Source organism: Rothia sp. HMSC072B04, assembly GCF_001813725.1.
GTDB lineage: Bacteria > Actinomycetota > Actinomycetes > Actinomycetales > Micrococcaceae > Rothia > Rothia mucilaginosa.
In genome coordinates this window covers 93,171-113,155 of the sequence record NZ_KV813812.1, presented here as the reverse complement: position 1 = coordinate 113,155, position 19,985 = coordinate 93,171, and the positions used below count along the sequence as shown (strand labels likewise).

At 61.2% G+C, this 19,985-nt stretch carries 13 protein-coding genes; 9 read left to right on the top strand and 4 right to left on the bottom strand.

Annotated features, from left to right (window positions below; genetic code table 11):
- Nucleotides 1–461: 461 nt before the first annotated feature.
- Nucleotides 462–1,916: a 30S ribosomal protein S1 gene (rpsA, locus tag HMPREF2928_RS07875; RefSeq protein ID WP_005506223.1), complete on the top strand. Its 1,455-nt coding sequence runs from the start codon at nt 462–464 to the stop codon at nt 1,914–1,916.
- A 224-nt stretch (nt 1,917–2,140) separates the two neighbouring features.
- Here the strand turns inward: rpsA and coaE are convergent, their stop codons facing one another.
- The gene (gene coaE, locus HMPREF2928_RS07870) at nt 2,141–2,776 is read right to left on the bottom strand and encodes a dephospho-CoA kinase (protein ID WP_070688125.1); all 636 of its coding nucleotides are present in this window, start codon (nt 2,774–2,776) and stop codon (nt 2,141–2,143) included.
- A 58-nt stretch (nt 2,777–2,834) separates the two neighbouring features.
- On the opposite strand from coaE, the gene HMPREF2928_RS07865 reads away from it, so the two are divergent.
- The 4 genes from HMPREF2928_RS07865 (at nt 2,835) to HMPREF2928_RS07850 (ending at nt 8,636) form a co-directional block, all read left to right on the top strand.
- On the top strand, nt 2,835–3,521 hold the full coding sequence (locus tag HMPREF2928_RS07865) for an IMPACT family protein (protein WP_012903629.1): 687 nt from the start codon (nt 2,835–2,837) through the stop codon (nt 3,519–3,521).
- A 526-nt stretch (nt 3,522–4,047) separates the two neighbouring features.
- Nucleotides 4,048–5,376: a 2-oxoglutarate dehydrogenase gene (locus HMPREF2928_RS07860; protein ID WP_070688123.1), complete on the top strand. Its 1,329-nt coding sequence runs from the start codon at nt 4,048–4,050 to the stop codon at nt 5,374–5,376.
- A 146-nt stretch (nt 5,377–5,522) separates the two neighbouring features.
- Nucleotides 5,523–7,691: an excinuclease ABC subunit UvrB gene (gene uvrB / locus HMPREF2928_RS07855; RefSeq protein WP_070688120.1), complete on the top strand. Its 2,169-nt coding sequence runs from the start codon at nt 5,523–5,525 to the stop codon at nt 7,689–7,691.
- A gap of 165 nt (nt 7,692–7,856) precedes the next feature.
- A complete protein-coding gene (locus HMPREF2928_RS07850; RefSeq protein WP_246823586.1) occupies nt 7,857–8,636 on the top strand; it encodes an ornithinee aminotransferase in 780 nt (259 codons plus the stop codon).
- 99 nt (nt 8,637–8,735) lie between these two features.
- On the opposite strand, the gene HMPREF2928_RS07845 is transcribed toward HMPREF2928_RS07850, so the two are convergent.
- Nucleotides 8,736–9,197, bottom strand: a complete 462-nt coding sequence (locus HMPREF2928_RS07845) for a winged helix-turn-helix transcriptional regulator (protein ID WP_083311403.1) — start codon at nt 9,195–9,197, stop codon at nt 8,736–8,738.
- A 189-nt stretch (nt 9,198–9,386) separates the two neighbouring features.
- Here HMPREF2928_RS07845 and HMPREF2928_RS07840 point away from each other — a divergent pair, with 189 nt between their 5' ends.
- Together HMPREF2928_RS07840 and HMPREF2928_RS07835 are read left to right on the top strand one after the other, a co-directional pair.
- On the top strand, nt 9,387–9,989 hold the full coding sequence (locus HMPREF2928_RS07840) for an NAD(P)-dependent oxidoreductase (protein WP_070688117.1): 603 nt from the start codon (nt 9,387–9,389) through the stop codon (nt 9,987–9,989).
- A gap of 339 nt (nt 9,990–10,328) precedes the next feature.
- Nucleotides 10,329–11,534: a TerC family protein gene (locus HMPREF2928_RS07835; RefSeq protein WP_070688115.1), complete on the top strand. Its 1,206-nt coding sequence runs from the start codon at nt 10,329–10,331 to the stop codon at nt 11,532–11,534.
- Between the two features lie 142 nt (nt 11,535–11,676).
- On the opposite strand, the gene HMPREF2928_RS07830 is transcribed toward HMPREF2928_RS07835, so the two are convergent.
- Together HMPREF2928_RS07830 and HMPREF2928_RS07825 are read right to left on the bottom strand one after the other, a co-directional pair.
- A complete protein-coding gene (locus tag HMPREF2928_RS07830) occupies nt 11,677–13,128 on the bottom strand; it encodes an alpha/beta fold hydrolase (RefSeq protein WP_070688112.1) in 1,452 nt (483 codons plus the stop codon).
- A gap of 81 nt (nt 13,129–13,209) precedes the next feature.
- The gene (locus HMPREF2928_RS07825) at nt 13,210–15,810 is read right to left on the bottom strand and encodes a DEAD/DEAH box helicase (protein WP_070688111.1); all 2,601 of its coding nucleotides are present in this window, start codon (nt 15,808–15,810) and stop codon (nt 13,210–13,212) included.
- A 445-nt stretch (nt 15,811–16,255) separates the two neighbouring features.
- On the opposite strand from HMPREF2928_RS07825, the gene HMPREF2928_RS07820 reads away from it, so the two are divergent.
- Both HMPREF2928_RS07820 and HMPREF2928_RS07815 read left to right on the top strand, forming a co-directional pair.
- The gene (locus HMPREF2928_RS07820) at nt 16,256–18,157 is read left to right on the top strand and encodes an ABC transporter transmembrane domain-containing protein (protein WP_070688110.1); all 1,902 of its coding nucleotides are present in this window, start codon (nt 16,256–16,258) and stop codon (nt 18,155–18,157) included.
- Nucleotide 18,158: 1 nt separating this feature from the next.
- Nucleotides 18,159–19,907: an ABC transporter ATP-binding protein gene (locus HMPREF2928_RS07815; protein ID WP_070688108.1), complete on the top strand. Its 1,749-nt coding sequence runs from the start codon at nt 18,159–18,161 to the stop codon at nt 19,905–19,907.
- Nucleotides 19,908–19,985 lie beyond the last annotated feature (78 nt).

The window sequence follows — 19,985 nt, the reverse complement described above, 5'->3', positions numbered from 1 at the left end:
GGCGCGGAGGAAATATGCGGCGCCCCGCCCTTCCCAGGTTGAGAGGAACGAGGACGAGCACCGTCCCGCGAGTCGTCTCCGTCCTACCTGCAAAATAGGGGAGCAAAACCGGGCGCGTAACCATTGACGACACGCCCGGGATTCCCGTACACTATTAATCGCGTGTACCAACGTACGGGTTTTCTATGCTCTTTTTCTCCTTAAGTTCTCCTTAAGAAAACGGGGAGAAAACGGGCACGGACTGCTCGTGCACCCTGCTGAGAGCATCTGCTTCCGGTGGGTGGTACACATTGTAAGTATCCGTCAGCTCGACGTTTCCTCACCCCGTTCAAAGGCGTTATCGGCCCTATGCCGTGCGCGCCGGGGTGAAAAAGTGAGCCGGTCGGCGCCTCCACCCGGGGGTGTTGAGCGGTGAACCGGTAGCGTCGACCTATTAGAAATCCAATTGGAGCCCTCACTACATGAGCACCAACATCCCTCAGGTCGCAATCAACGACATCGGCGACGAGCAGGCATTCCTCGAGGCAGTCGAGAAGACCATCAAGGTCTTCAACGACGGCGATCTCGTCTCCGGCCAGGTCGTTAAGATCGACCACGATGAGGTTCTGCTCGACATCGGTTACAAGACCGAAGGCGTCATCCCCTCCCGCGAGCTGTCCATCAAGCACGACATCGACCCCTCTGAGGTTGTCGAGCTCGGCTCCGAGGTTGAGGCACTCGTCCTCACCAAGGAGGACAAGGAAGGTCGCCTGATCCTCTCCAAGAAGCGCGCACAGTACGAGCGTGCATGGGGCGACATCGAGAAGGTCAAGGAAAACGACGGCGTCGTTACCGGTACCGTTATCGAGGTTGTCAAGGGTGGCCTTATCCTCGACATCGGTCTGCGTGGCTTCCTGCCCGCATCCCTCGTTGAGATGCGCCGCGTCCGCGACCTCGCACCTTACATCGGTCAGCAGATCGAAGCTAAGATCATCGAGCTGGACAAGAACCGCAACAACGTTGTTCTGTCCCGCCGTGCATACCTGGAAGAGACTCAGTCCGCTGTTCGCTCCTCCTTCCTCAACGAGCTGGAGAAGGGTCAGGTCCGCGAGGGCGTTGTCTCCTCCATCGTCAACTTCGGTGCATTCGTGGACCTGGGTGGCGTGGACGGTCTGGTTCACGTTTCCGAGCTGTCCTGGAAGCACATCGACCACCCGTCCGAGGTTGTCGAGGTTGGCCAGCCCGTTACCGTCGAGGTTCTCGAGGTGGACCTGGACCGCGAGCGCGTGTCCCTGTCCCTCAAGGCAACCCAGGAAGATCCGTGGCAGGCATTTGCTCGCACCCACGCTCTGGGTCAGATTGTTCCCGGCAAGGTCACCAAGCTCGTTCCCTTCGGTGCATTCGTGCGCGTTGAGGACGGCATCGAGGGCCTCGTCCACATCTCCGAGCTGGCAACCCGCCACGTTGACCTGGCTGAGCAGGTCGTCTCCGTTGGTGAAGAGGTCTTCGTTAAGATCATCGACATCGACATGGACCGCCGCCGCATCTCCCTGTCCCTCAAGCAGGCAAACGAGGGCGTTGACCCCAACGCTACCGAGTTTGACCCCGCTCTGTACGGCATGGCTGCAGAGTACGACGAGGCTGGCAACTACAAGTACCCCGAGGGCTTCGACCCCGAGGCTAACGAGTGGCTGGAAGGCTTCGACGCACAGCGCGAGGCTTGGGAAGCACAGTACGCAGAGGCACAGGCTCGCTTCGAGGCTCACAAGGTTCAGGTTGCTAAGGCTCTCGAGGCTGACGCAGAGGCTGCAGCAGCAGCTCCCGCAGCAGCTGAGCCCGCACCGACCTCCTACTCCTCCGAGGAGCCCGCTTCCGCAGGTACCCTCGCATCGGATGAGGCACTGGCTGAGCTCCGCAAGAAGCTGACCGGCAACTAATCTGCCGCTCAGATGAGCACTCATCAGGCGTAATAGCCGATAGGTAACCCCCGCGTGGGGTGCCTAGAGCAGAGGAACCCCCTCACCTCCCGTTTGGGAGGTGAGGGGGTTCTTTGCGTTATTGGGGGCCGGGTGAGTCGGGGTTGGGGGACGTTGGGAGCCGGGGTACGTGCCCGGTGTTGCTGTGCTCTGTATTGCTGCGCCCCGTGTTGCTGGGGAGGATTTTAGGCGGCGGTCATCTGCTCCCAGACGGCGCGCACCTGCTCGGCGGTTTCCTCCAGCGAGCCGCCATTATCGATAATCCAGGTTGCGACCGCCTCACGCTGCTCGTCGGTTGCCTGCGCGGCGATGCGGGCGCGCGCATCCTCCTCACTCATGCCGCGTGAAGATACGAGGCGCTGCAGGCGAGTCGCCAGGGGAGTGCGCACCACGACCACGCCCTCAAAAGCGGACGGGTCGCCGGTCTCCACGAGCAGAGGAATATCCTCCAGCACCACGCCGCTAAAACCGGGTTCGGACTGCGCCTGCTCCACCAGCTGTGCGGCACGCTCACGAATGGCCGGATGCACGATTGAGTTCAGGCGCAGGCGCGCCTGCTCATCATTGAACACGATACGCGCCAGGGCGGGGCGGTTGAGGCGGCCGTCCTCATCGAGCAGATGCTCACCGAACTCCGCGACCGTGCGGGCGAGCACCGCCTCGCCGGGCTCCATGAGGGAGCGGGAGATAGCGTCCGCATCCACCAGGAATGCGCCCTGCTCCACGAAAAGGGAGGCGATGGTGCTCTTACCGCTACCGATACCGCCAGTGAGAGCGTAACGGCGCAGGGCAGTAGGCGCGGGGGAAGAAGACTGGGACATGGACGGTGCTCCTGACGGGCTGTGCCACAATAGATAGGTACTGATTAGAGGAGGACACATGCAGGAAGAAACCCGCGCCAACCGCTACCTTGTGCCGCGCGGCGATGAGCCCTATGAGAGCCTCCTCGAAATTAAGCGTAGCGAATTTATTGGCCACATCAAGCGCGTGAGCACCGTCGAGGAGGCGCGCGCCTACATTGAGTCGGTGCGCAAGACCTACCACGATGCCCGCCACGTGTGTTCGGCGTTCATTATTGGTGCTGACCGCGATATTCAGCGTTCCTCCGATGATGGTGAGCCCGCCGGTACCGCCGGTGTGCCGATGATGCAGGCGTTGCTGGCGCGTCAGACCCGCGAGGACGGCACCACTGACCTGTCGGATGTGGTTGCGGTGGTCGTGCGCTATTTCGGTGGCATTAAGCTCGGCGCGGGCGGTCTGGTGCGTGCCTACACTGATTCGGTGGTGCAGACCCTGGATGGCGCGCTATTCGATTCGCGTGAGCGTCTGCGCGTGGGTAAGGTGCCCAGTTCGCATGCGGATGCTGGCCGCCTGGAGAATGAGATTCGTGCCGCCGGTCTGAACGTTCTGGGTACTGAGTATGGTGCGGAGGGGGCCACGATTTCCCTGGGTGTGTTTGACCGCCCGGAGGAGCTGGCGCGTGCCGAGGAGCTGGTGGTGAGCTTGAGTTCCGGTGCGGCGAGCGTGACCTGGGGGGACACGCAGTGGGTGGATTTGCCGGTCTAGGTTACCGGCCTCTAGATTCCCGGTCTTAGATTTCTGGGCTAGATTTCCAGTCCTAGATTTCGGGGCTAAAGCGCCTGCGTAAAGCCCTCAAAACCCAAAAGGTAGTCCAACCTTAGTTAATAGTTACTCTAGCCCTAGTAATTGCCTGCTAAAGCTGATAGCCTAAAAAGCGTTGCGGAACGCACACGCCCCTCCACGGCACGGGCAACGGGTTCGTCACCAGCGGTAACCCAGTCCGGCGCCTCCACGAGGGAACGCATGCGCCCGCACTGACGGGCAGGGCTCAACGCTGACATCTCAGTGCTGAGAACTGGGTACTATCTCAGCGCTGAGGTCCTGATGCTGACGTCTTGAAGCTATAGCTTAGTTGCTCAAGGAACGAGGCACAGCTGTATGCCGGTACTATACGATTCGGCAGACGGTCGAGTGTGTGCACGAACCATCTGCCGGTAGGCGCTGAGCCCCGCCCGTCACCTTACGAAGAATCAGCTAACGAACGCTCTGAAGAGCGCAAGGTCGTGAAAACGTGACGCAGTCGGGAACCTACTATCAACAAGTAGACGAACAAGCAGGCAAAAACTCATCAGAGCAGTCCGCGGGCAGCCGCGGCACCACCGCAACCCTCAACCGGCAGGGAGCGCGCCTCCCCAAGATGGGCACTGCCGAGCAGCTTGAACCCGCCACCGTCGCCCAGCTACTCAACGCCTACCGCCAGCAGAACCTCGGCACCCTCCTGGGCGTGCTCACGCAGCGTCCGGCGGAGTTTGCCCGTCAGCTCGGCAGACTCTGCCGCGTCTTCCCCGAACACGTTCACGCTATCGCTCAGGCGTTCGGCGCCGTGGGCCGCGCCCTGCCCATTGACGAGCTGGTGCGCCTGCACAACCGCTACTCCAACGCCGCCCGCGGAGTTGGCGAACACCTCAGCCTGGACAACTCCGGTGTGGCGCACCTGGTGCAGAGCCCCGCGCTCAGCCGCGAAGGCGCGGGTCACCTGCTCATGGCGATTGAACTCTGCCTCGCAGGCAGGATGCGCGGGCTCACCATCGCCATGCCCTCCACCGAGGCGTTCACCCCGGCTGATCAGGCGCCGAGCCTCGGATCCTGCAACCCCGCCCTGGACGGTGCACTCAACGCTTTCGAACCGGCTGGCTGGGAGCCGTTCTCCCTGGACGGCAGCGAGGTGCTACTCGCGACCGGTGTGCGTGATGTACCCGATGGCTACGAGCTATCCCTCTGGCTGCTCGACGACGACTATCAGTGCCGCGCCCGCATTGAGCGCGGCGCCCCGCAGGTGTGCGTGGCAAGCTTCTACGATGAAGAAGTCATCACCCGCACTGTGGAAGAAACCGGGTCGGGCGAAGCCGGTCTGGTCGAGAACTACCGTGTGGAGGAGTACGCGGAACTGGACTTCCTCAACGCCATGGACCGGCAGGTACGCTACGTGGCGGTCACCGCCGCGGTGGGGGAGCCGCTGCTGTCTGTGCTGAACGAGAAGAGCGCGGTACCGAATAGTATTCCCGACCCTGCCGCTTTTGCGAACGGTGCGGGCGCCTCCCGGTTCGTGAGGAGTGCCCGCCCGGATATCCGTACCGCTGCCGTGGTCGGTAAGGGTCTGCGCACCATCAATCACCGCGGCATGTTGCCGGTGTTGGGTGTGCCGAACCGCACCGTGTGCGCGGTGATTGACCTGTATAAGCAGCGCATCTGCGTGCCGGGTGTGGGTATTCCGCGCGGGCTGAGCGTGGAGGATGAAGAGCGCACCATGCAGCTGATTTTGAGCGCCCTGAACGGGTACCTTCCGCTGACGAACCGGGCGCTGATGAGCCTCGCCGGAGCGACCGTGGAGGTGCGCTAAATTCTTATCGACGAGGTGCCCCACTGGCGCGTAGCCACCGGTGGGCTGAGGGTATTGCGAGCGCATTGCGCGTGATTATATTGCGCCAGCAGAAAAGGGCGACCAATCCTGGGGCGTATTGGGCGGCTTTCCCCTAGGATGGATACATGAGCTACGCACCCGAAATTAACCGCATCGTCGCCCCCTTTGAAGTGGTCAGCCCCTTCCAGCCTGCCGGTGACCAGCCAAAGGCTATCGCCGAGCTCACCGAGCGTGTGCAGAACGGTGAGAAGGACATCGTGCTGATGGGCGCTACCGGTACCGGTAAGTCCGCGACCGCAGCCTGGCTGATTGAGGCGGTGCAGCGTCCGACTCTGGTGCTCGTGCAGAATAAGACTCTGGCGGCGCAGCTGGCGAATGAGCTGCGCGAGCTGCTGCCGAATAATGCGGTGGAGTATTTCGTCTCCTACTACGACTACTACCAGCCTGAGGCGTACGTGCCGCAGACCGATACGTTCATTGAGAAGGACTCCTCCATCAACGAGGAGGTGGAGCGTCTGCGCCACTCGGCGACGAACTCCCTGCTGACTCGCCGAGACGTGGTGGTGGTTGCGACCGTGTCCTGCATTTACGGTCTGGGCACGCCCGAGGAGTACATTAAGCAGATGGTGACTCTGCGTCGCGGTGAGGAGATTGACCGCGACGAGCTGCTGCGCCAGTTCGTGGCGATGCAGTACGCGCGTAACGACATGGACTTTCACCGCGGCACGTTCCGTGTGCGCGGCGATACCGTCGAAATCATCCCCATGTACGAGGAGAACGCGATCCGCGTTGAGTTCTTCGGTGATGAGATTGAGGCGATTTACACCCTGCACCCGCTGACCGGCGAGGTAATTCGCGAGGAAGAAGAAATGTATGTCTTCCCCGCAAGCCACTACGTTGCTGGCCCGGAGCGCATGGCGAAGGCTATTACCTCCATCGAGGATGAGCTGCGCGAGCGCCTGCAGACCCTCGAATCCCAGGGCAAGCTGCTGGAGGCGCAGCGTCTGCGCATGCGCACCACCTACGACCTGGAAATGATGGAGCAGATGGGCTTCTGCAATGGCATTGAGAACTACTCGCGCCATATTGACGGTCGTGCCGCCGGTAGCGCCCCGAACTGTCTGCTGGATTATTTCCCGGATGATTTCCTGCTGATTATTGACGAGTCGCACGTGACGGTCCCGCAGATTGGTGCCATGTATGAGGGCGATATGTCCCGTAAGCGCACCCTCGTGGAGCACGGTTTCCGTCTGCCGTCGGCGATGGATAACCGCCCGCTGAAGTGGGAGGAGTTCCTGGAGCGTATCGGTCAGACGATTTACCTCTCGGCGACCCCCGGCAAGTATGAGCTATCGCAGGCTGATGGTTATGTGGAGCAGATCATTCGACCCACCGGCCTGATTGACCCGGAAATCGTGGTCAAGCCGACCAAGGGGCAGATTGATGACCTGCTCGAGGAGATTCGCGTGCGCGTGGAGCGCGACGAGCGCGTGCTGGTCACGACCCTCACCAAGCGCATGGCGGAGGATTTAACCGAATACCTGTTGCAGCACGGAGTGAAGGTGCAGTACCTGCACTCTGACGTGGACACCCTGCGCCGTGTGGAGCTTCTGCGTGAGCTGCGCCTGGGCACCTTTGACGTGCTGGTCGGTATTAACCTGCTGCGTGAGGGCCTTGACCTGCCCGAAGTGTCCCTGGTTGCGATTCTGGATGCCGATAAGGAAGGCTTCCTGCGTTCGACCACTTCGCTGATTCAGACCATTGGTCGTGCGGCGCGTAACGTGTCCGGTCAGGTGCACATGTACGCCGATAAGATTACGGATTCTATGCGCGTGGCGATTGATGAGACGAACCGCCGCCGCGAGATTCAGCAGGCGTACAACCACGAGCACGGCATTGACCCGCAGCCGCTGCGTAAGAAGATTGCCGATATTACGGATGTTCTTGCCCGCGAGGAAGAGGATACCCGCGAGCTTCTGCAGCAGCGTAAGAGCGGTAAGAAGGGTGCCCGCACGGTGAGTGCGGGGGCGAAGACCGGTTCTGCGACCTCGTCGAAGATTGCCACGAGCACCCCGGAGTCGGAGGAGCTTCTCGCCCGTGCGGAGGCGCGCGTTCGTGCCGACGGTCTGGCGGCGGCACCCGCCGAGGACCTGCTGGATTTGATTGAGCAGATGAACGAGCAGATGCGCGTGGCGGCGGAGAACCTGCAATTTGAGTTGGCGGCGCGTCTGCGTGATGAGCTTGCCGATTTGAAGAAGGAGCTACGCCTGATGAAGGAGGCGGGTCACGCCTAAACCCGGTGTTCTAAGCCCGGCGTTTAGGGGCCGACGTGGGTTTTTCGCCATGAGGTAACTCATTGTTCATGAAGTTCTACTGAGTGCAGATACATGCTGTACACTATCAAGGTGTTTTACGTGTCAAATAAAACCTTGATGCTTCCGAACGATAAAGAAAAATCTGTGACTATTTCTCATAACTCTTCAGACGAACACACTACGGGAGCTCGTTCCGTTACCCGCCGCAACCTCACCCGCGGCGCGCTCTGGGCTGTGCCCGCTATTGCCGCCTCTACGGCGGTGCCCGCATTCGCAGCCTCGGCTGATGATTGCAAGACGGTTAAGGGCCCGGACTTCACCCAGGTCGGCGGCTGGATGATCACCAACCCCGCCAGCGGCGCCCTGCAGTCGCGCACCAAGAACAAGCCCGTGACTGCGCCGGTGACCGGTCAGGCGTGGTGGTCCATGGAGAATGCAACCTCCCCGAACCCCGCAACGATCCGCCTCATGTCCGTGTACGAGGCGACTCACGGCCCCGAGGGCGACCTCAACCTGAACTGCGGTGAGTTCGTGATGACCTACAACGTCTCCGCGGTGGAGGCGACGGCCGGCACCACGCACCTGCACCCGTCCATGGACATTTATCTCTTCTCGCCCGAGGGTGAAATCATTGACCGTCAGGTCTTCACGACTGACCCGACCGGCGTGGCAACCGTCATGACCCGCAACGGTAAGACTCAGACCGTTCAGGGTCAGGTCATCCCGTTTGCGTCGAGCGTGAACGATCAGGCGACCGGTGTCTCTGCGCGTTTTGCGTTGCGTGGCAATACGCTCATGGAAGGCATGTACCAGTTCGAGGTGGTTATTACCGTCCCGACGATTCAGGAGAACGGCACGCTTGATACGAACAAGCAGGTGAACGCGATTGCTTTCACCCCGCCGACCTTCAACATGGTTTCCTAACTGAATATCCTCATTGAATGAAATATAAAAGTAGCCCTCCCCGTAATAGTTCACGGGGAGGGCTACTGCTTTATCTGGAGGTTGTTCAGAGTGCCTTTTTTACGCGTCGCCGCTCTCTAGTGCGGCGGCGTCGTAGCGCTCGCGGGATTCGAGTACCGCCTGCATATTGTCCTGCGCCCAGTGACGCAGGGCGGTCATCGGCTCAATGAGGGTCGTACCGAGCGCGGTCAGTTCGTAGTCCACACGCGGCGGAATGGACGCGGTGACCCGGCGTTCCACCAGGCCGTCGCGTTCCATAGAGCGCAGGGTCTGGGTCAGGACCTTGGGGGAGACGCCCTGAATCATCGCCTTGAGCTCACCGAAGCGGGCGACGGGCTGCTCGGAGAGCGCCGCAACAATGAGCGGGGTCCACCGGTCGGTGAGGTGGCGCATCACGGTGCGGGAGGGGCAGGCGCTGGCGAGAATATTGGCGGGCAGGTCGTCCTGCGGGGTGCGGGCGGCTTCTATGGTTTCTCGTGTGTCTGTGGTTTCTCGTGTGGGGGAGGTGAGCGTGGTGGTCATAGCTGCTGTCTTTTCAATCTGCTGAGGGGCTGTTATGGGGCGGTGAGGGGTGCGAAAAATATTTTTAAATATTTTCGATACACCCCAAATAGTTACCTTGAGGTACCCAGTTTCTAATAGATACTATAAAACCATCACGCGGAACACCGCAAGAAAAACTACAGAAGACCTACCCGAAAGAAAATCCTCATGAACATCGCAATCATTGGCGCAACCGGCATGGTCGGCGCACGCACCGCAGCAGAAGCAATCTCCCGCGGCCACCAGGTCGACGCCTACACCCGCTCCGGCAAGGCACCCGAAGGCGCTACCGCCCACAGCATCGACCTTGCAGACACCGCAGCACTGGTCGACATCGTCAACAACCACGACGTCACCATTGTTGCCGTCCCGGGCGGTCGCGGCACCTCCGCGCAGCCGATCATTGACGCACACCGCGCACTGATCGTGGCGGCGCCCACCGGTCGCCTGCTGGTCGTTGGTGGCGCTGGCTCCCTCGAGGACGGTAACGGCAACCGCTTTGTTGATGGCGAAGGCTTCCCGGAAGATTACAAGCCCGAGGCGAAGGCATTCGCCCAGATTCTCGACGAGTACCGCGCATCCGAGGGCCTGAACTGGACCATGCTCTCGCCGGCGTTCGAAATCGCACCGGGTGAGCGCACCGGCAAGTACAACACCGCGCTGGACACCCCCGCAGGCGAGTTCGTTAGCGCCGAGGACTTTGCGGTCGCCCTGATTGATGAGGCAGAAGAGCCCAAGCACGCGGGCCGCCGCTTCACCGTTGCCAACTAGACAGTGCTAACTAGACAGCGCCAACTCATAGCGGTGCCAGCTAGACAGCACTAGCTGGCAAGCGCGTATTCATCACGCAGAAACGCCGCATCCGATGGGATAACCCCGCCGGATGCGGCGTTTCGGCGTGCTTCGCTCTTGAAAAATCCTCCGGAGGGGCTCCTGTGCGAAAACCTCAACCTGCTGTATAATCGTTCACCGAGCAAGGGAGTATCCCACCAATCGACTCATCGTCAGCACGTTAGCCGAAGGCGCCTAACCGGTGAATCGAGCCGACCTCCATTCAGGTCGGCGGGAGAGACTTGTGGTCCTGTACGCACACCACAAGAAAGGCTCCCCATGGAAGTTACCGGGTTGCAATGGTTGGTTACTATTCTCATCATCGCGGGTCTGTTGGCCTTCGACTTCGTGTTCCACGTTCGTAAGGCGCACGAACCCTCTGTCAAGGAAGCGGCCATCTGGTCGAGTATCTACATCGGCATCGCGATGCTGTTTGGTCTGTATATTTTCGTGACGAACGGCCCCTCCGCTGCCACCGAATTCTATGCAGGCTACATCACCGAAGAAGCTCTCTCGGTCGATAACCTCTTCGTCTTCATGATTATTATGGGCACCTTCCGTGTCGCCCGTGAGAATCAGCAGAAGGTCCTGCTCTTCGGTATCGTCTTCGCGATCCTTGCGCGCGGCTCCTTCATCTTCGCCGGCGCAGCAATCATCAACTCCTTCGCCTGGGTGTTCTACATCTTCGGCCTGGTCCTGCTCATGACCGCAGGTAACCTGCTCAAGGACGAAATCACCGAGGGCGATGGCGACGACGAAGCAGACAACATCATGGTCCGCCTCGCCAAGAAGTACCTGAAGACCAGCGACCACTTCGATGGCGACAAGCTCTTCACCATCGAAAACGGCAAGCGCGTCATGACCCCCATGATGCTCGTCATGGTCGCTATCGCCGGTTCCGACCTGCTCTTCGCGCTCGACTCGATCCCCGCGATCTTCGGCCTCACCCAGTCCGTCTACATTGTGTTCACCGCGACCGCGTTCTCCCTCATGGGTCTGCGCCAGCTGTACTTCCTCATTGACGGCCTGCTGGACCGCCTCGTCTACCTCTCCTACGGCCTGGCGACCATCCTCGCATTCATTGGTGTGAAGCTCATCCTGCACGCAATGCACGAGAACAACCTGCCGTTCATCAACCACGGCGAGCCCGTGCACGTGGTCGAAATCAGCACCGAAATGTCGCTGATGGTCATCGTGGGCGTTCTGATTATTACCGTGCTTGCCTCGCTGCTCAGCCCCAAGGGCCGCGCACTGCAGACCATTCAGCGTGTTCAGGCGCTCTCCGAGAAGTACCTGGCACTGCCCGAGGATGCACCCGCCGCCGAGCGTGCGGACATCACCGCCCGCTGGCAGCAGGAAACCGAGAAGCTCAAGACTATTCCGCATAAGCTGCGTGACGAGCTGATCGAGAAGGAAGACGAATACCACGCCCTCGTGATGCGTGCCCGCACCGCACAGGATGCGCACGCTTCCTCCTCGAAGTAGTTTGAGCTACTGAGCTTGTAGCCTCACCAGGCTGGTGCTAACACTAAGCCCCTCACACCGGATCAACCGGGGTGAGGGGCTTTAGCTATATCAAAATATATTCGGGGATGCACCCGGGGCAGAATGACTACCCGGCGAAGAATTACTGGTTGTGAACCTCAGCCAGCATGTTCTTCAGGTGACCCAGAATGGTCAGCGAGTCAGAACCGAAACCGTCGTGGTGGTGGGTCTTCGAAGTCCACACGTGGGTGTTACCGACCCAGCGAGCGGTCTCCATGGAGTGCTCAAAGTCCACGTACACGTCCGGGTTGTACGCCGCAGCCACCACGGGAACCTCGTTCTTGTGCAGCTGTGCGTGGTCGTACAGGCGACCCCAGTCCTTCTTCTCAGCCAGCAGGTTCGCAACCTCAGCCAGCGGACGCAGCGAGGGATCCTCCTCGTAGTACCAGGGGAAGATGTGCTCGCCGGTGAAGAGCAGACGGTCCGCATCCGGTGCGAACTCGGGGCGGGAAGCCGCCACGCGAGCAGCAGACCAGTTGGTCGGCGCGGGGGAGGGGGACAGCTCGTAGCCGGGGATGCCGGGCAGAACGCCGTCAGCGGGGCCGTCAGCGTAAATGGTCTCGTGCATCAGGGCGTACAGCGGGTTCGCCTGGAAGGTCACCTCGGCACCCATAGCGGTCAGGAACTGATCGGACAGGTGGTCGTTACCCTCAGCGAAAGCGGTCTCCAGGAAGTAGTGCAGACCGCGCTCGCGCCAGCGGCCACCCAGGAAATGGCCGGCCATCTGGAAGCGGTGATCGGTCAGACGCTCACCGGTGGGCAGGTACTCCTTGTGGGTGCGCAGGTGCTCAGCAATGCGGGTAGCGAGCTCAGCGTCCTCGGGGAACCAGCTGTAGTACTCCTCAACACGTTCCTTCATGCGGTCGAAGGTGTGCTGGTAGACGTTGTCCACGGAGGTGCGAATCGGCGCCAGGCCCGCGGTGATGCGGCAGTCACGCAGCGACTGCGGTGCGAACGACAGGTAGGACAGGGTCAGGAAGCCACCGAAGGACTGACCAATGGTGGACCAGCGCTTGTCGGCACGGTCAGCCAGCAGCACCTCGCGGACAGCCTCCGCGTCAGCGATGATGGAGTCCGCACGGAACAGCTCAGTGTACTCAGCCTGAACCTGCGCGTCACCCACAGCGGTGATGGTGCGAGCAGACAGCGGGGAAGACATACCGGTACCGCGCTGATCCAGAAGAATCACGCGGTGAGTCTTCGCCAGCTCAGCAATCCAGCCGCCAATGGAGCCGGTCTTCGGCGAACCGAAACCGGGGCCGCCCTGCAGGTACACAATGTAAGGACGCTTATCAGCCGAAACGGTCAGAGTCTCGTTGGTGCTCACAACCTCGCGGGCGAACACGGTGATGGTCTGGTCCGCGAAACGGGAGGAGAGAGCGGCATCCTTGCCCTTGGAGAAAATCAGACCGTGGGTCAGGGGAACCTGGAACCAGTGGTCGGTAATCTCGTAGCCGTCGTGCTTGACGACCGAACCCTTGCGGTACTCAACCTTGGGAAGCGAAGAAACGGTCAACGGTGAACCTTCTTTCATTCAAATAGATAGATACTCTGTATTCTAGCCCACTATGGGCAACATCGTGGCAGAGCCTCGGGCGGAGTCTCAATCGGAGTCTTAGAACTCGCCCACGCTCAGAATCTTCAGCACCGGGTAACCCGCCTCATCGGATGCCGCCAAATCAACCTCGGCACGAATACCGAAGTCGAAGTTGTCTTCGGGGTCGGCGAAGCTCTGCTGAACCTTCCACACGCCAGGATGCGCGGCGGTGTCCTCATCCATGCTGACCAGGCGAGGCGAGCGCGCGTCGGCGTCCGTGTAGATGTCGTCGTAGGTGTCGAAGTAGTCGTCCATGGCGTCCGCCCAGCGGTCGGCATCCCAGCCGCACCACTCGTCCAGGGCGCCCAGGGCGCGGTCACGCTCGTCAGCGAAGAGCTCCACACGGCGGAAGAGGGCGTTGCGCACCATCACGCGGAAAGCGCGCAGGTTCTTCGTCACGGCGGGAGGCTCTTCCTCCTCGATGGAGGCGTGCTCGGCCGCAATGGTTGCGGTGTCTTCGCCGGCAGCCAGCTTCTCCCATTCGTCCACCAGGGAGGAGTCGGTCTGGCGTACCAGCTCGCCGAGCCACTCGATGATGTCGTCGAGCTCGTCAGTCACGGCAGAATCGGGGATGGTGTGTCGCAGTGCCTTGTACGCGTCGGAAAGGTAGCGCAGAAGCACGCCCTCGGCGCGTTCCAGCGAGTAGAACTGCACGAAGTCGTTGAAGCCCATTGCGCGTTCGTACATGTCACGCACAATCGACTTGGGGCGCGGTTCAAAACGAGCCACCCAGGGTGCGGACTGCTTGTAGGTCGTGTACGCCTGATCGATGAGCTCCGCCAGGGGCTGCGGGTAGGTGACCTTGTCCAGCTCGTTCATGCGTTCGGTGTAGTCCACACCGTCCGCCTTCAGCTGTGCCGACAGTTCGTTCTTCGCCTTGCGTTCCTGCGCGTACAGCACCTGGTTCGGCGAATCCAGGGTCGCCTCAATGAGGGAGAGCGCGTCCAGTGCGTAGCTGGGGGATTCGGGGTCGAGCAGTTCCAGCGCGGCGACCGCAAAAGCGGACAGTGGCTGGTTCAGGGCAAAGTTATCCTGCAGGTCCTCGGTCAGGCGCAGGTAGGAGCCGTGCTCGTCCGGGGTGTTGGTTCGCTCAATCACGCCGCCGGTCAGCAGCTCCTTGTAGATGCCGATTGCCTTGCGCAGCAGCTCGCGGCGGCGCGCGGGGCTCTCGTGGTTCTCCTGAATGATGCGGTACGCGGCAATGACCGGGTTCTCCGGGCGGTGCATCAGGTTCAGTAGCATCGAATGGGTGATGTCGAAGGAGGAGGTCAGCGGCTCCGGGGCGGCTTCTACCAGTTGCTTGAAGGTCTTCTCGGACCAGCCAACGAACCCTTCCGGCGCCTTCTTACGCTTGGAGGACAGCGACTGGTTAATGCGCTTGGTGTCGTCACCGAACTTCGCCTGAGCCTTAGCCAGCAGGCGAGCGTTCTCAATATCGTGCTCGGGTGCCTGAACCACCACGGTGCCGGCGGTATCAAAACCGGCGCGGCCGGCGCGTCCAGCGATCTGGTGGAACTCGCGGGCACGCAGACGGCGGCTACGGGCACCGTCAAACTTCGACAGCGCCGTAATCAGCACGGTACGGATCGGCACGTTAATACCCACACCCAGGGTGTCGGTACCGCAAATCACCTTGAGCAGACCCTCCTGAGCCAGCTGCTCCACGAGGCGGCGGTACTTGGGCAGCATACCCGCGTGGTGAATACCGATACCGGCACGCACCAGCTTATTCAGCGCCTTACCGAAGCCCGGACCGAAACGGAACTTCGCAATCAGCTCCGCGATGCGTTCCTTATCTTCCTTCGAAGCAATAGCCACCGACAGCAGCGCGTTCGCCTGCTCCAGCGCCGCCTTCTGCGAGAAGTGCACAATGTAGACCGGAGTCTGCTTGGTCTGCACGAGCTCCTGCACCGTCTCCTGAACCGGGGTGGTGGAGTAGTAGAAATGCAGCGGAATGGGACGCTCAGAATGCGCCACCAGGTCGCTCTCACGACCGGTCAGCGCCGTCATCTCCTCCTGGAAGCGAGTCGTATCGCCCAGGGTTGCGCTCATCAGCAGGAACTGCGCCTGCGGAAGCTCCAGCAGGGGAAGCTGCCACGCCCAGCCGCGCTGCGGGTCAGAGTAGAAGTGGAACTCGTCCATGATGACCTGGCACAGGTCCGCATCCTTACCCTCGCGCAGGGCAATATTGGCGAGAATTTCCGCGGTGCAGCAGATAATGGGCGCCTCCGTATTAATGGCGGAGTCGCCGGTAATCATGCCCACGTTCTCGGCGCCAAAAATATTGATTAGGTCAAAGAACTTCTCAGATACCAGCGCCTTAATGGGGGCGGTGTAGTAGGAGCGCTGACCGGTCGCCAGGCCCGTAAAATGCGCGGCAACAGCCACCGTGGACTTACCGGAACCGGTCGGGGTTGCCAGCACCACGTTATGTCCGGCGGCAATGCTCAGAACGGCCTCGTCCTGGGCGGGGTACAGGGTCATACCGCGGGTCGAAATCCACTCGGTGAACGCCTCATAGATTTCTTCGGCGGTGAGGGGGTTGCTCTTAAAATCGCGTCGATTGTAGTCGCCGGGATTCTCACCCAGCGAGGGAGAAAGAAAATTCAAAATACTCATGAGGATTCCAGTCTATCGGGAATAGCGCGGGCGCGGGGGCGTTATCGTTACGAGGGAACAAACGGGTACTCACGGAGTGTTTGCGGGGTGTTCGCTGTATCTTTGCGGGGTGGTTCGCGGTTCCTTCGCGGGGCGTATATAGGGCGTTCGGGAGGCGCGGTGCCGCGCTAACGCGGGAATTCCCCAAATTCGTGTAGTGTAGAACAAAGCACTAAAAGTGCAGTGGTGCAAAAACCTGGTGCTCAGAAGGTCGAAAACGTAGGCCTCCAAGCCGCATAGATTACCGCGTAGATGCAGAATCCGCCGATTGATGTCGGTGTATGTTGAGCGGCTGATACACACCCCAAAATACGTTGCATAAATGACGACACGCCCATCTATTGCGTAAATAGTGTTGCGTGCCACATTGATAAAGGAATAGGGTAAGAGAAAGGAGAGACGTTGAATGACTGAATACAACGCTGACAAGGCACAAGAAAACGCCGCGCGTGAAGAAGCTACGCATGAAGAATCCATGCATAACAAAACCACGCAGGAAAAAGCCGCTCAGAAGAAAACTGCGCAGAAAAAAGCTGCACAGGAAGTAACCGGTAGCGAACAGCGCAAGGCAGAAGAGGAAGCCCTCAAAAAGCGCCTCGCCCTGCGCGTCACCGCACCCGGATACAAATACCCCTGGCACCGCTGGGCAATCCCCGTCCTGGGTGAAACCACCGCGGGTACCGGTGCGATTCTTATCCCCGTCATGGTGGGTCAATTCATCAACCAGCACATCGCCGGCAAAGCCCCCGACGCCTGGCCCATGTTCTGGGTAGTCGTCGCAGCCATCACCTTCATCGTGATCAACGAGTTCTTCGGCTGGGGCACCTCCATGACCCTCAGCGCGGAACTTGGCCGCGACTGGCGCATCTACATCAACCGGCTCATGGGGCGCACCCGCGCTGGCGTAGACTCCGGCGAAGCGGTCACCGTCATGAACAAAGACGTACGCCGCATTACGGACGTCTACTTCTCACTGCCGCTATTCGTCAACGCCATGATCATCGCGACCCTCGGTGCCGTGCAGCTCTGGCTCATCAACCCCGTCACCGCGATCGTGACCCTCATCGGCACGATTATCGTGGTCGGCGTGATCGCCTGGTACTCGACCTTCCTCGAATCGAAGATTGGCGAATACCGCGAAAAGGACGGTGAAGCCTCCTCACGCGCCTCCGATATCGCCACCGGCCTGCGCACCATCGCCGGCCTCGGTGCCGAAGAGCAGATGCGTGAACGCTACCACCGCGGTACCGACGAAGTTTTCGACAGCTACATGCGCTACGAAAAGACGCACCGCTGGATGTACCTCATCCGCGCGCTGCTCGGTGGCGCCGTGACCCTGCTCGGCATCGGCTTCGCCCTCACCGGCCACGTCGAAAACGGCCGCTGGGTATCCGACACGCCTGCCGCGTCCCTGGTGACCGTCGCCTCCATTATCGCGATGATGGGCGGCCCCATCTGGATTACCCAGAACTTCCTCACCGCATGGCGATACGCCAAGATTGCGCTCGCCAAGGTCGCCCGCCTCGAAGGTCACGCGGGCGTACGCCAGGGCGTGCTGAAGAGCCCGCGCACCGACGAGGAAATGGCGCAGCTGGCACGCGCCGAACAGGCAGTCGAGGCGAGCACCCTCGAGGTGCCCGTCCCCGTCGCCCCCGCCGGTGCAAGCAACCCGCGCATCGTGTACGTCAACCCGCGCGACTACAACCTCACCGCGCAAGACTACGCCGAGGCGCTCGCCCGCACCCTGCGACGCGGGGGAGAGGACCTCAAGGACGCCTCCGGCCGCCGCGTGCTGCTGAGCGAACCCAACCCCATGATTTTCGCCGGAACCCTGCAGGAGCACCTGCGCCTGGGCACCGTGCCGAACCCCGACGAGGAGCTGGCACAGGCGAAGGATGAGGAACTGCTGAAGATTACCGACTCCCGCGAAATCGCCTACCGACTGGGCGGACGCAACCCCGAAGACTACTTCGCCGCCCGCATCACCAGCGAAGGCGCGAACCTCTCCGGTGGTCAGCGTCAGCGTCTGGCACTCGCCCGCGCACTCGCACAGGATGCGCAGGTGCTCATCCTGACCGAGCCGCTGAACTCCGTGGACGAACCCAGCCAGCGCTACATCTACGATGCGATGGAAACCCAGATCGGTAGCGACCGCCTGCCCGTCGGCTACCCCGGCCTGCTGCAGGATTTGGAGCAGGTCTACGTTGTCTCCACGACCGCGGAGACGACTCGCCGCATGGAACGCGACGGCTACCCCGTCGCTCAGGCAGAAGCCCCCGCAACCACTCAGAATCAGGAGGTGAACTAGCATGGCAAAGCAACTCCCCATCGAAACCCCCGCCTACGTGGCACGCCGCATGTGGAACTACCTCGCGGCACATAAGGGGCGAGCCCTCTACACCTTCGTCATCTACATGGTCAGCACCCTCATGGGTGCGGTGGTGCCCCTGCAGATTGGTGCCACCGTGGACGACGTGGTGGCGGGTAAGTTCGCCAGCTACCCGTGGCAGCCGATTCTGATTATTCTGGCGGCGTTCATTGTGCAGGCGATAACCCTCATGGTCTCCTCGTACAGTGCGGCGCGACTGGGTGCGCTCGTCACCCGTGACGCCAACCAGGACACCCTCGACGGCACCCTCGACCTGGACGCACGCACCGTGGAAGAAGCCGGTAGCGGTGACCTGCTCACCCGCGTGACCGACGACCTCTCCTCGGCAGCAAAATCCGTCAGTGAGGACCTGCTCGGCGCGATTTACGTGCTGCTGTACTTCATTATCTCCACGCTCTCCCTGGCGTTCGTGAGCCCGGCAATGGGTCTGATTATGCTACCCATGATTGCCGGTCTTGCCCTCATCATGTCGAAGATGCTGCCGCTTATGGCGGCACGCAACCAGACCGCCCAGGAGCGCGTGAGCGACCTCAACAGCGTGCTGACCGAGAACATTCGCGGCACCTCCACAATCCGTGAGCTGGGCATTCATACCGCCCGTGAAGACGCCTTCGCCGGCGAGAACAAGCGCCAGTTCGCCGCGCAGCTGGGCATGGTGCGCATCCGCCAGCTGTACTTCACCGTGGACGCTATCAACGCCTGGATCCCCACGGTTCTGTGCATGCTCTGGGGTGCCGCCTGCGTGGCTCTCGGCTGGGCAAGCTGGGGCGCCGTAGCGACCGCCTCGGTCATGGTTTTCAGCCTGCGAACCCTCGCCGACATGCTGAACCACCACGTCAGCAGCCTGCGTATCATGCTCGTGAACATGGGCCGCGTGTTCGGTGTGGTCTCCCTGGCGAAGAAGCAGCGTGAGGCGCGTGCACAGCACCGCGCCGAAGCGTTCGCCGCCGTGTCTGATGAAGCCGTGAAGAACCCGGAGTACGCCATTGACTGCACCGACGTCTCCTACGGCTACTCGCCGGACGCCCTCGTTCTGGAAGGCATCAACCTGAAGATTCGCCGCGGTGAGGCGCTTGCCCTGGTGGGTCGTTCCGGTTCGGGTAAGACCACCCTGGCTCGTCTGATTGGTGGTTCGCTGACCGCCCTGGACGGCACCATCACCGTGATGGGTCGCCCGGTCGGTCACGGCGACTTCCCGACCGATGCCGCCGCCGACGGCCGCCCGCGCCTGCTGGTCTGCACCCAGGAAGCGCACGTCTTCTTCGGTACTCTCGCCGATAACTTTACGGTGGTCGTGCCGGATGCAACCGTCGAGCAGATGCGCGAGGCGCTGGACGCTATCGGTGCCCGCTGGTGGCGCGACCTGCCGCAGGGCATGGATACTGTCGTGAGCGGCGCGGATTCGCCGCTGACTCGCGATCAGATTCAGCAGCTGGCACTGGCACGTATTGTGCTTGCTGACCCGCACGCCGTGATTCTGGACGAGTCCACCACCCAGCTGGAGCTCGCGGACGCAACCGAGTCCCTGAGCGCCGTGCTGGCGAACCGTGCGGTGCTGATCATTTCGCACGATGCGCGTATCGCCTCGCTGGCTGACCGTGCGGTCCTGCTGCACGAGGGTAGGATCATTGCGGAGGGTTCACCGGCAGAGATTTTCGCCCTGACCTAAGCTCTGAGGATAAGCCCGGCTGATAGTGCCCGGCACTGCGTGAAGCGGTGCCGGGCACTACTCGTTTAACGGGTGGTT

Excerpts from the sequence above, each read along its gene's own strand:
- rpsA (WP_005506223.1), top strand. The coding sequence starts at position 462 with ATGAGCACCAACATCCCTCAGGTCGCAATCAACGACATCGGCGACGAG.
- coaE (WP_070688125.1), bottom strand. The coding sequence starts at position 2,776 with ATGTCCCAGTCTTCTTCCCCCGCGCCTACTGCCCTGCGCCGTTACGCT.
- HMPREF2928_RS07865 (WP_012903629.1), top strand. The coding sequence starts at position 2,835 with ATGCAGGAAGAAACCCGCGCCAACCGCTACCTTGTGCCGCGCGGCGAT.
- uvrB (WP_070688120.1), top strand. The coding sequence starts at position 5,523 with ATGAGCTACGCACCCGAAATTAACCGCATCGTCGCCCCCTTTGAAGTG.
- HMPREF2928_RS07845 (WP_083311403.1), bottom strand. The coding sequence starts at position 9,197 with ATGACCACCACGCTCACCTCCCCCACACGAGAAACCACAGACACACGA.
- HMPREF2928_RS07840 (WP_070688117.1), top strand. The coding sequence starts at position 9,387 with ATGAACATCGCAATCATTGGCGCAACCGGCATGGTCGGCGCACGCACC.
- HMPREF2928_RS07835 (WP_070688115.1), top strand. The coding sequence starts at position 10,329 with ATGGAAGTTACCGGGTTGCAATGGTTGGTTACTATTCTCATCATCGCG.
- HMPREF2928_RS07830 (WP_070688112.1), bottom strand. The coding sequence starts at position 13,128 with ATGAAAGAAGGTTCACCGTTGACCGTTTCTTCGCTTCCCAAGGTTGAG.
- HMPREF2928_RS07825 (WP_070688111.1), bottom strand. The coding sequence starts at position 15,810 with ATGAGTATTTTGAATTTTCTTTCTCCCTCGCTGGGTGAGAATCCCGGC.
- HMPREF2928_RS07820 (WP_070688110.1), top strand. The coding sequence starts at position 16,256 with ATGACTGAATACAACGCTGACAAGGCACAAGAAAACGCCGCGCGTGAA.
- HMPREF2928_RS07815 (WP_070688108.1), top strand. The coding sequence starts at position 18,159 with ATGGCAAAGCAACTCCCCATCGAAACCCCCGCCTACGTGGCACGCCGC.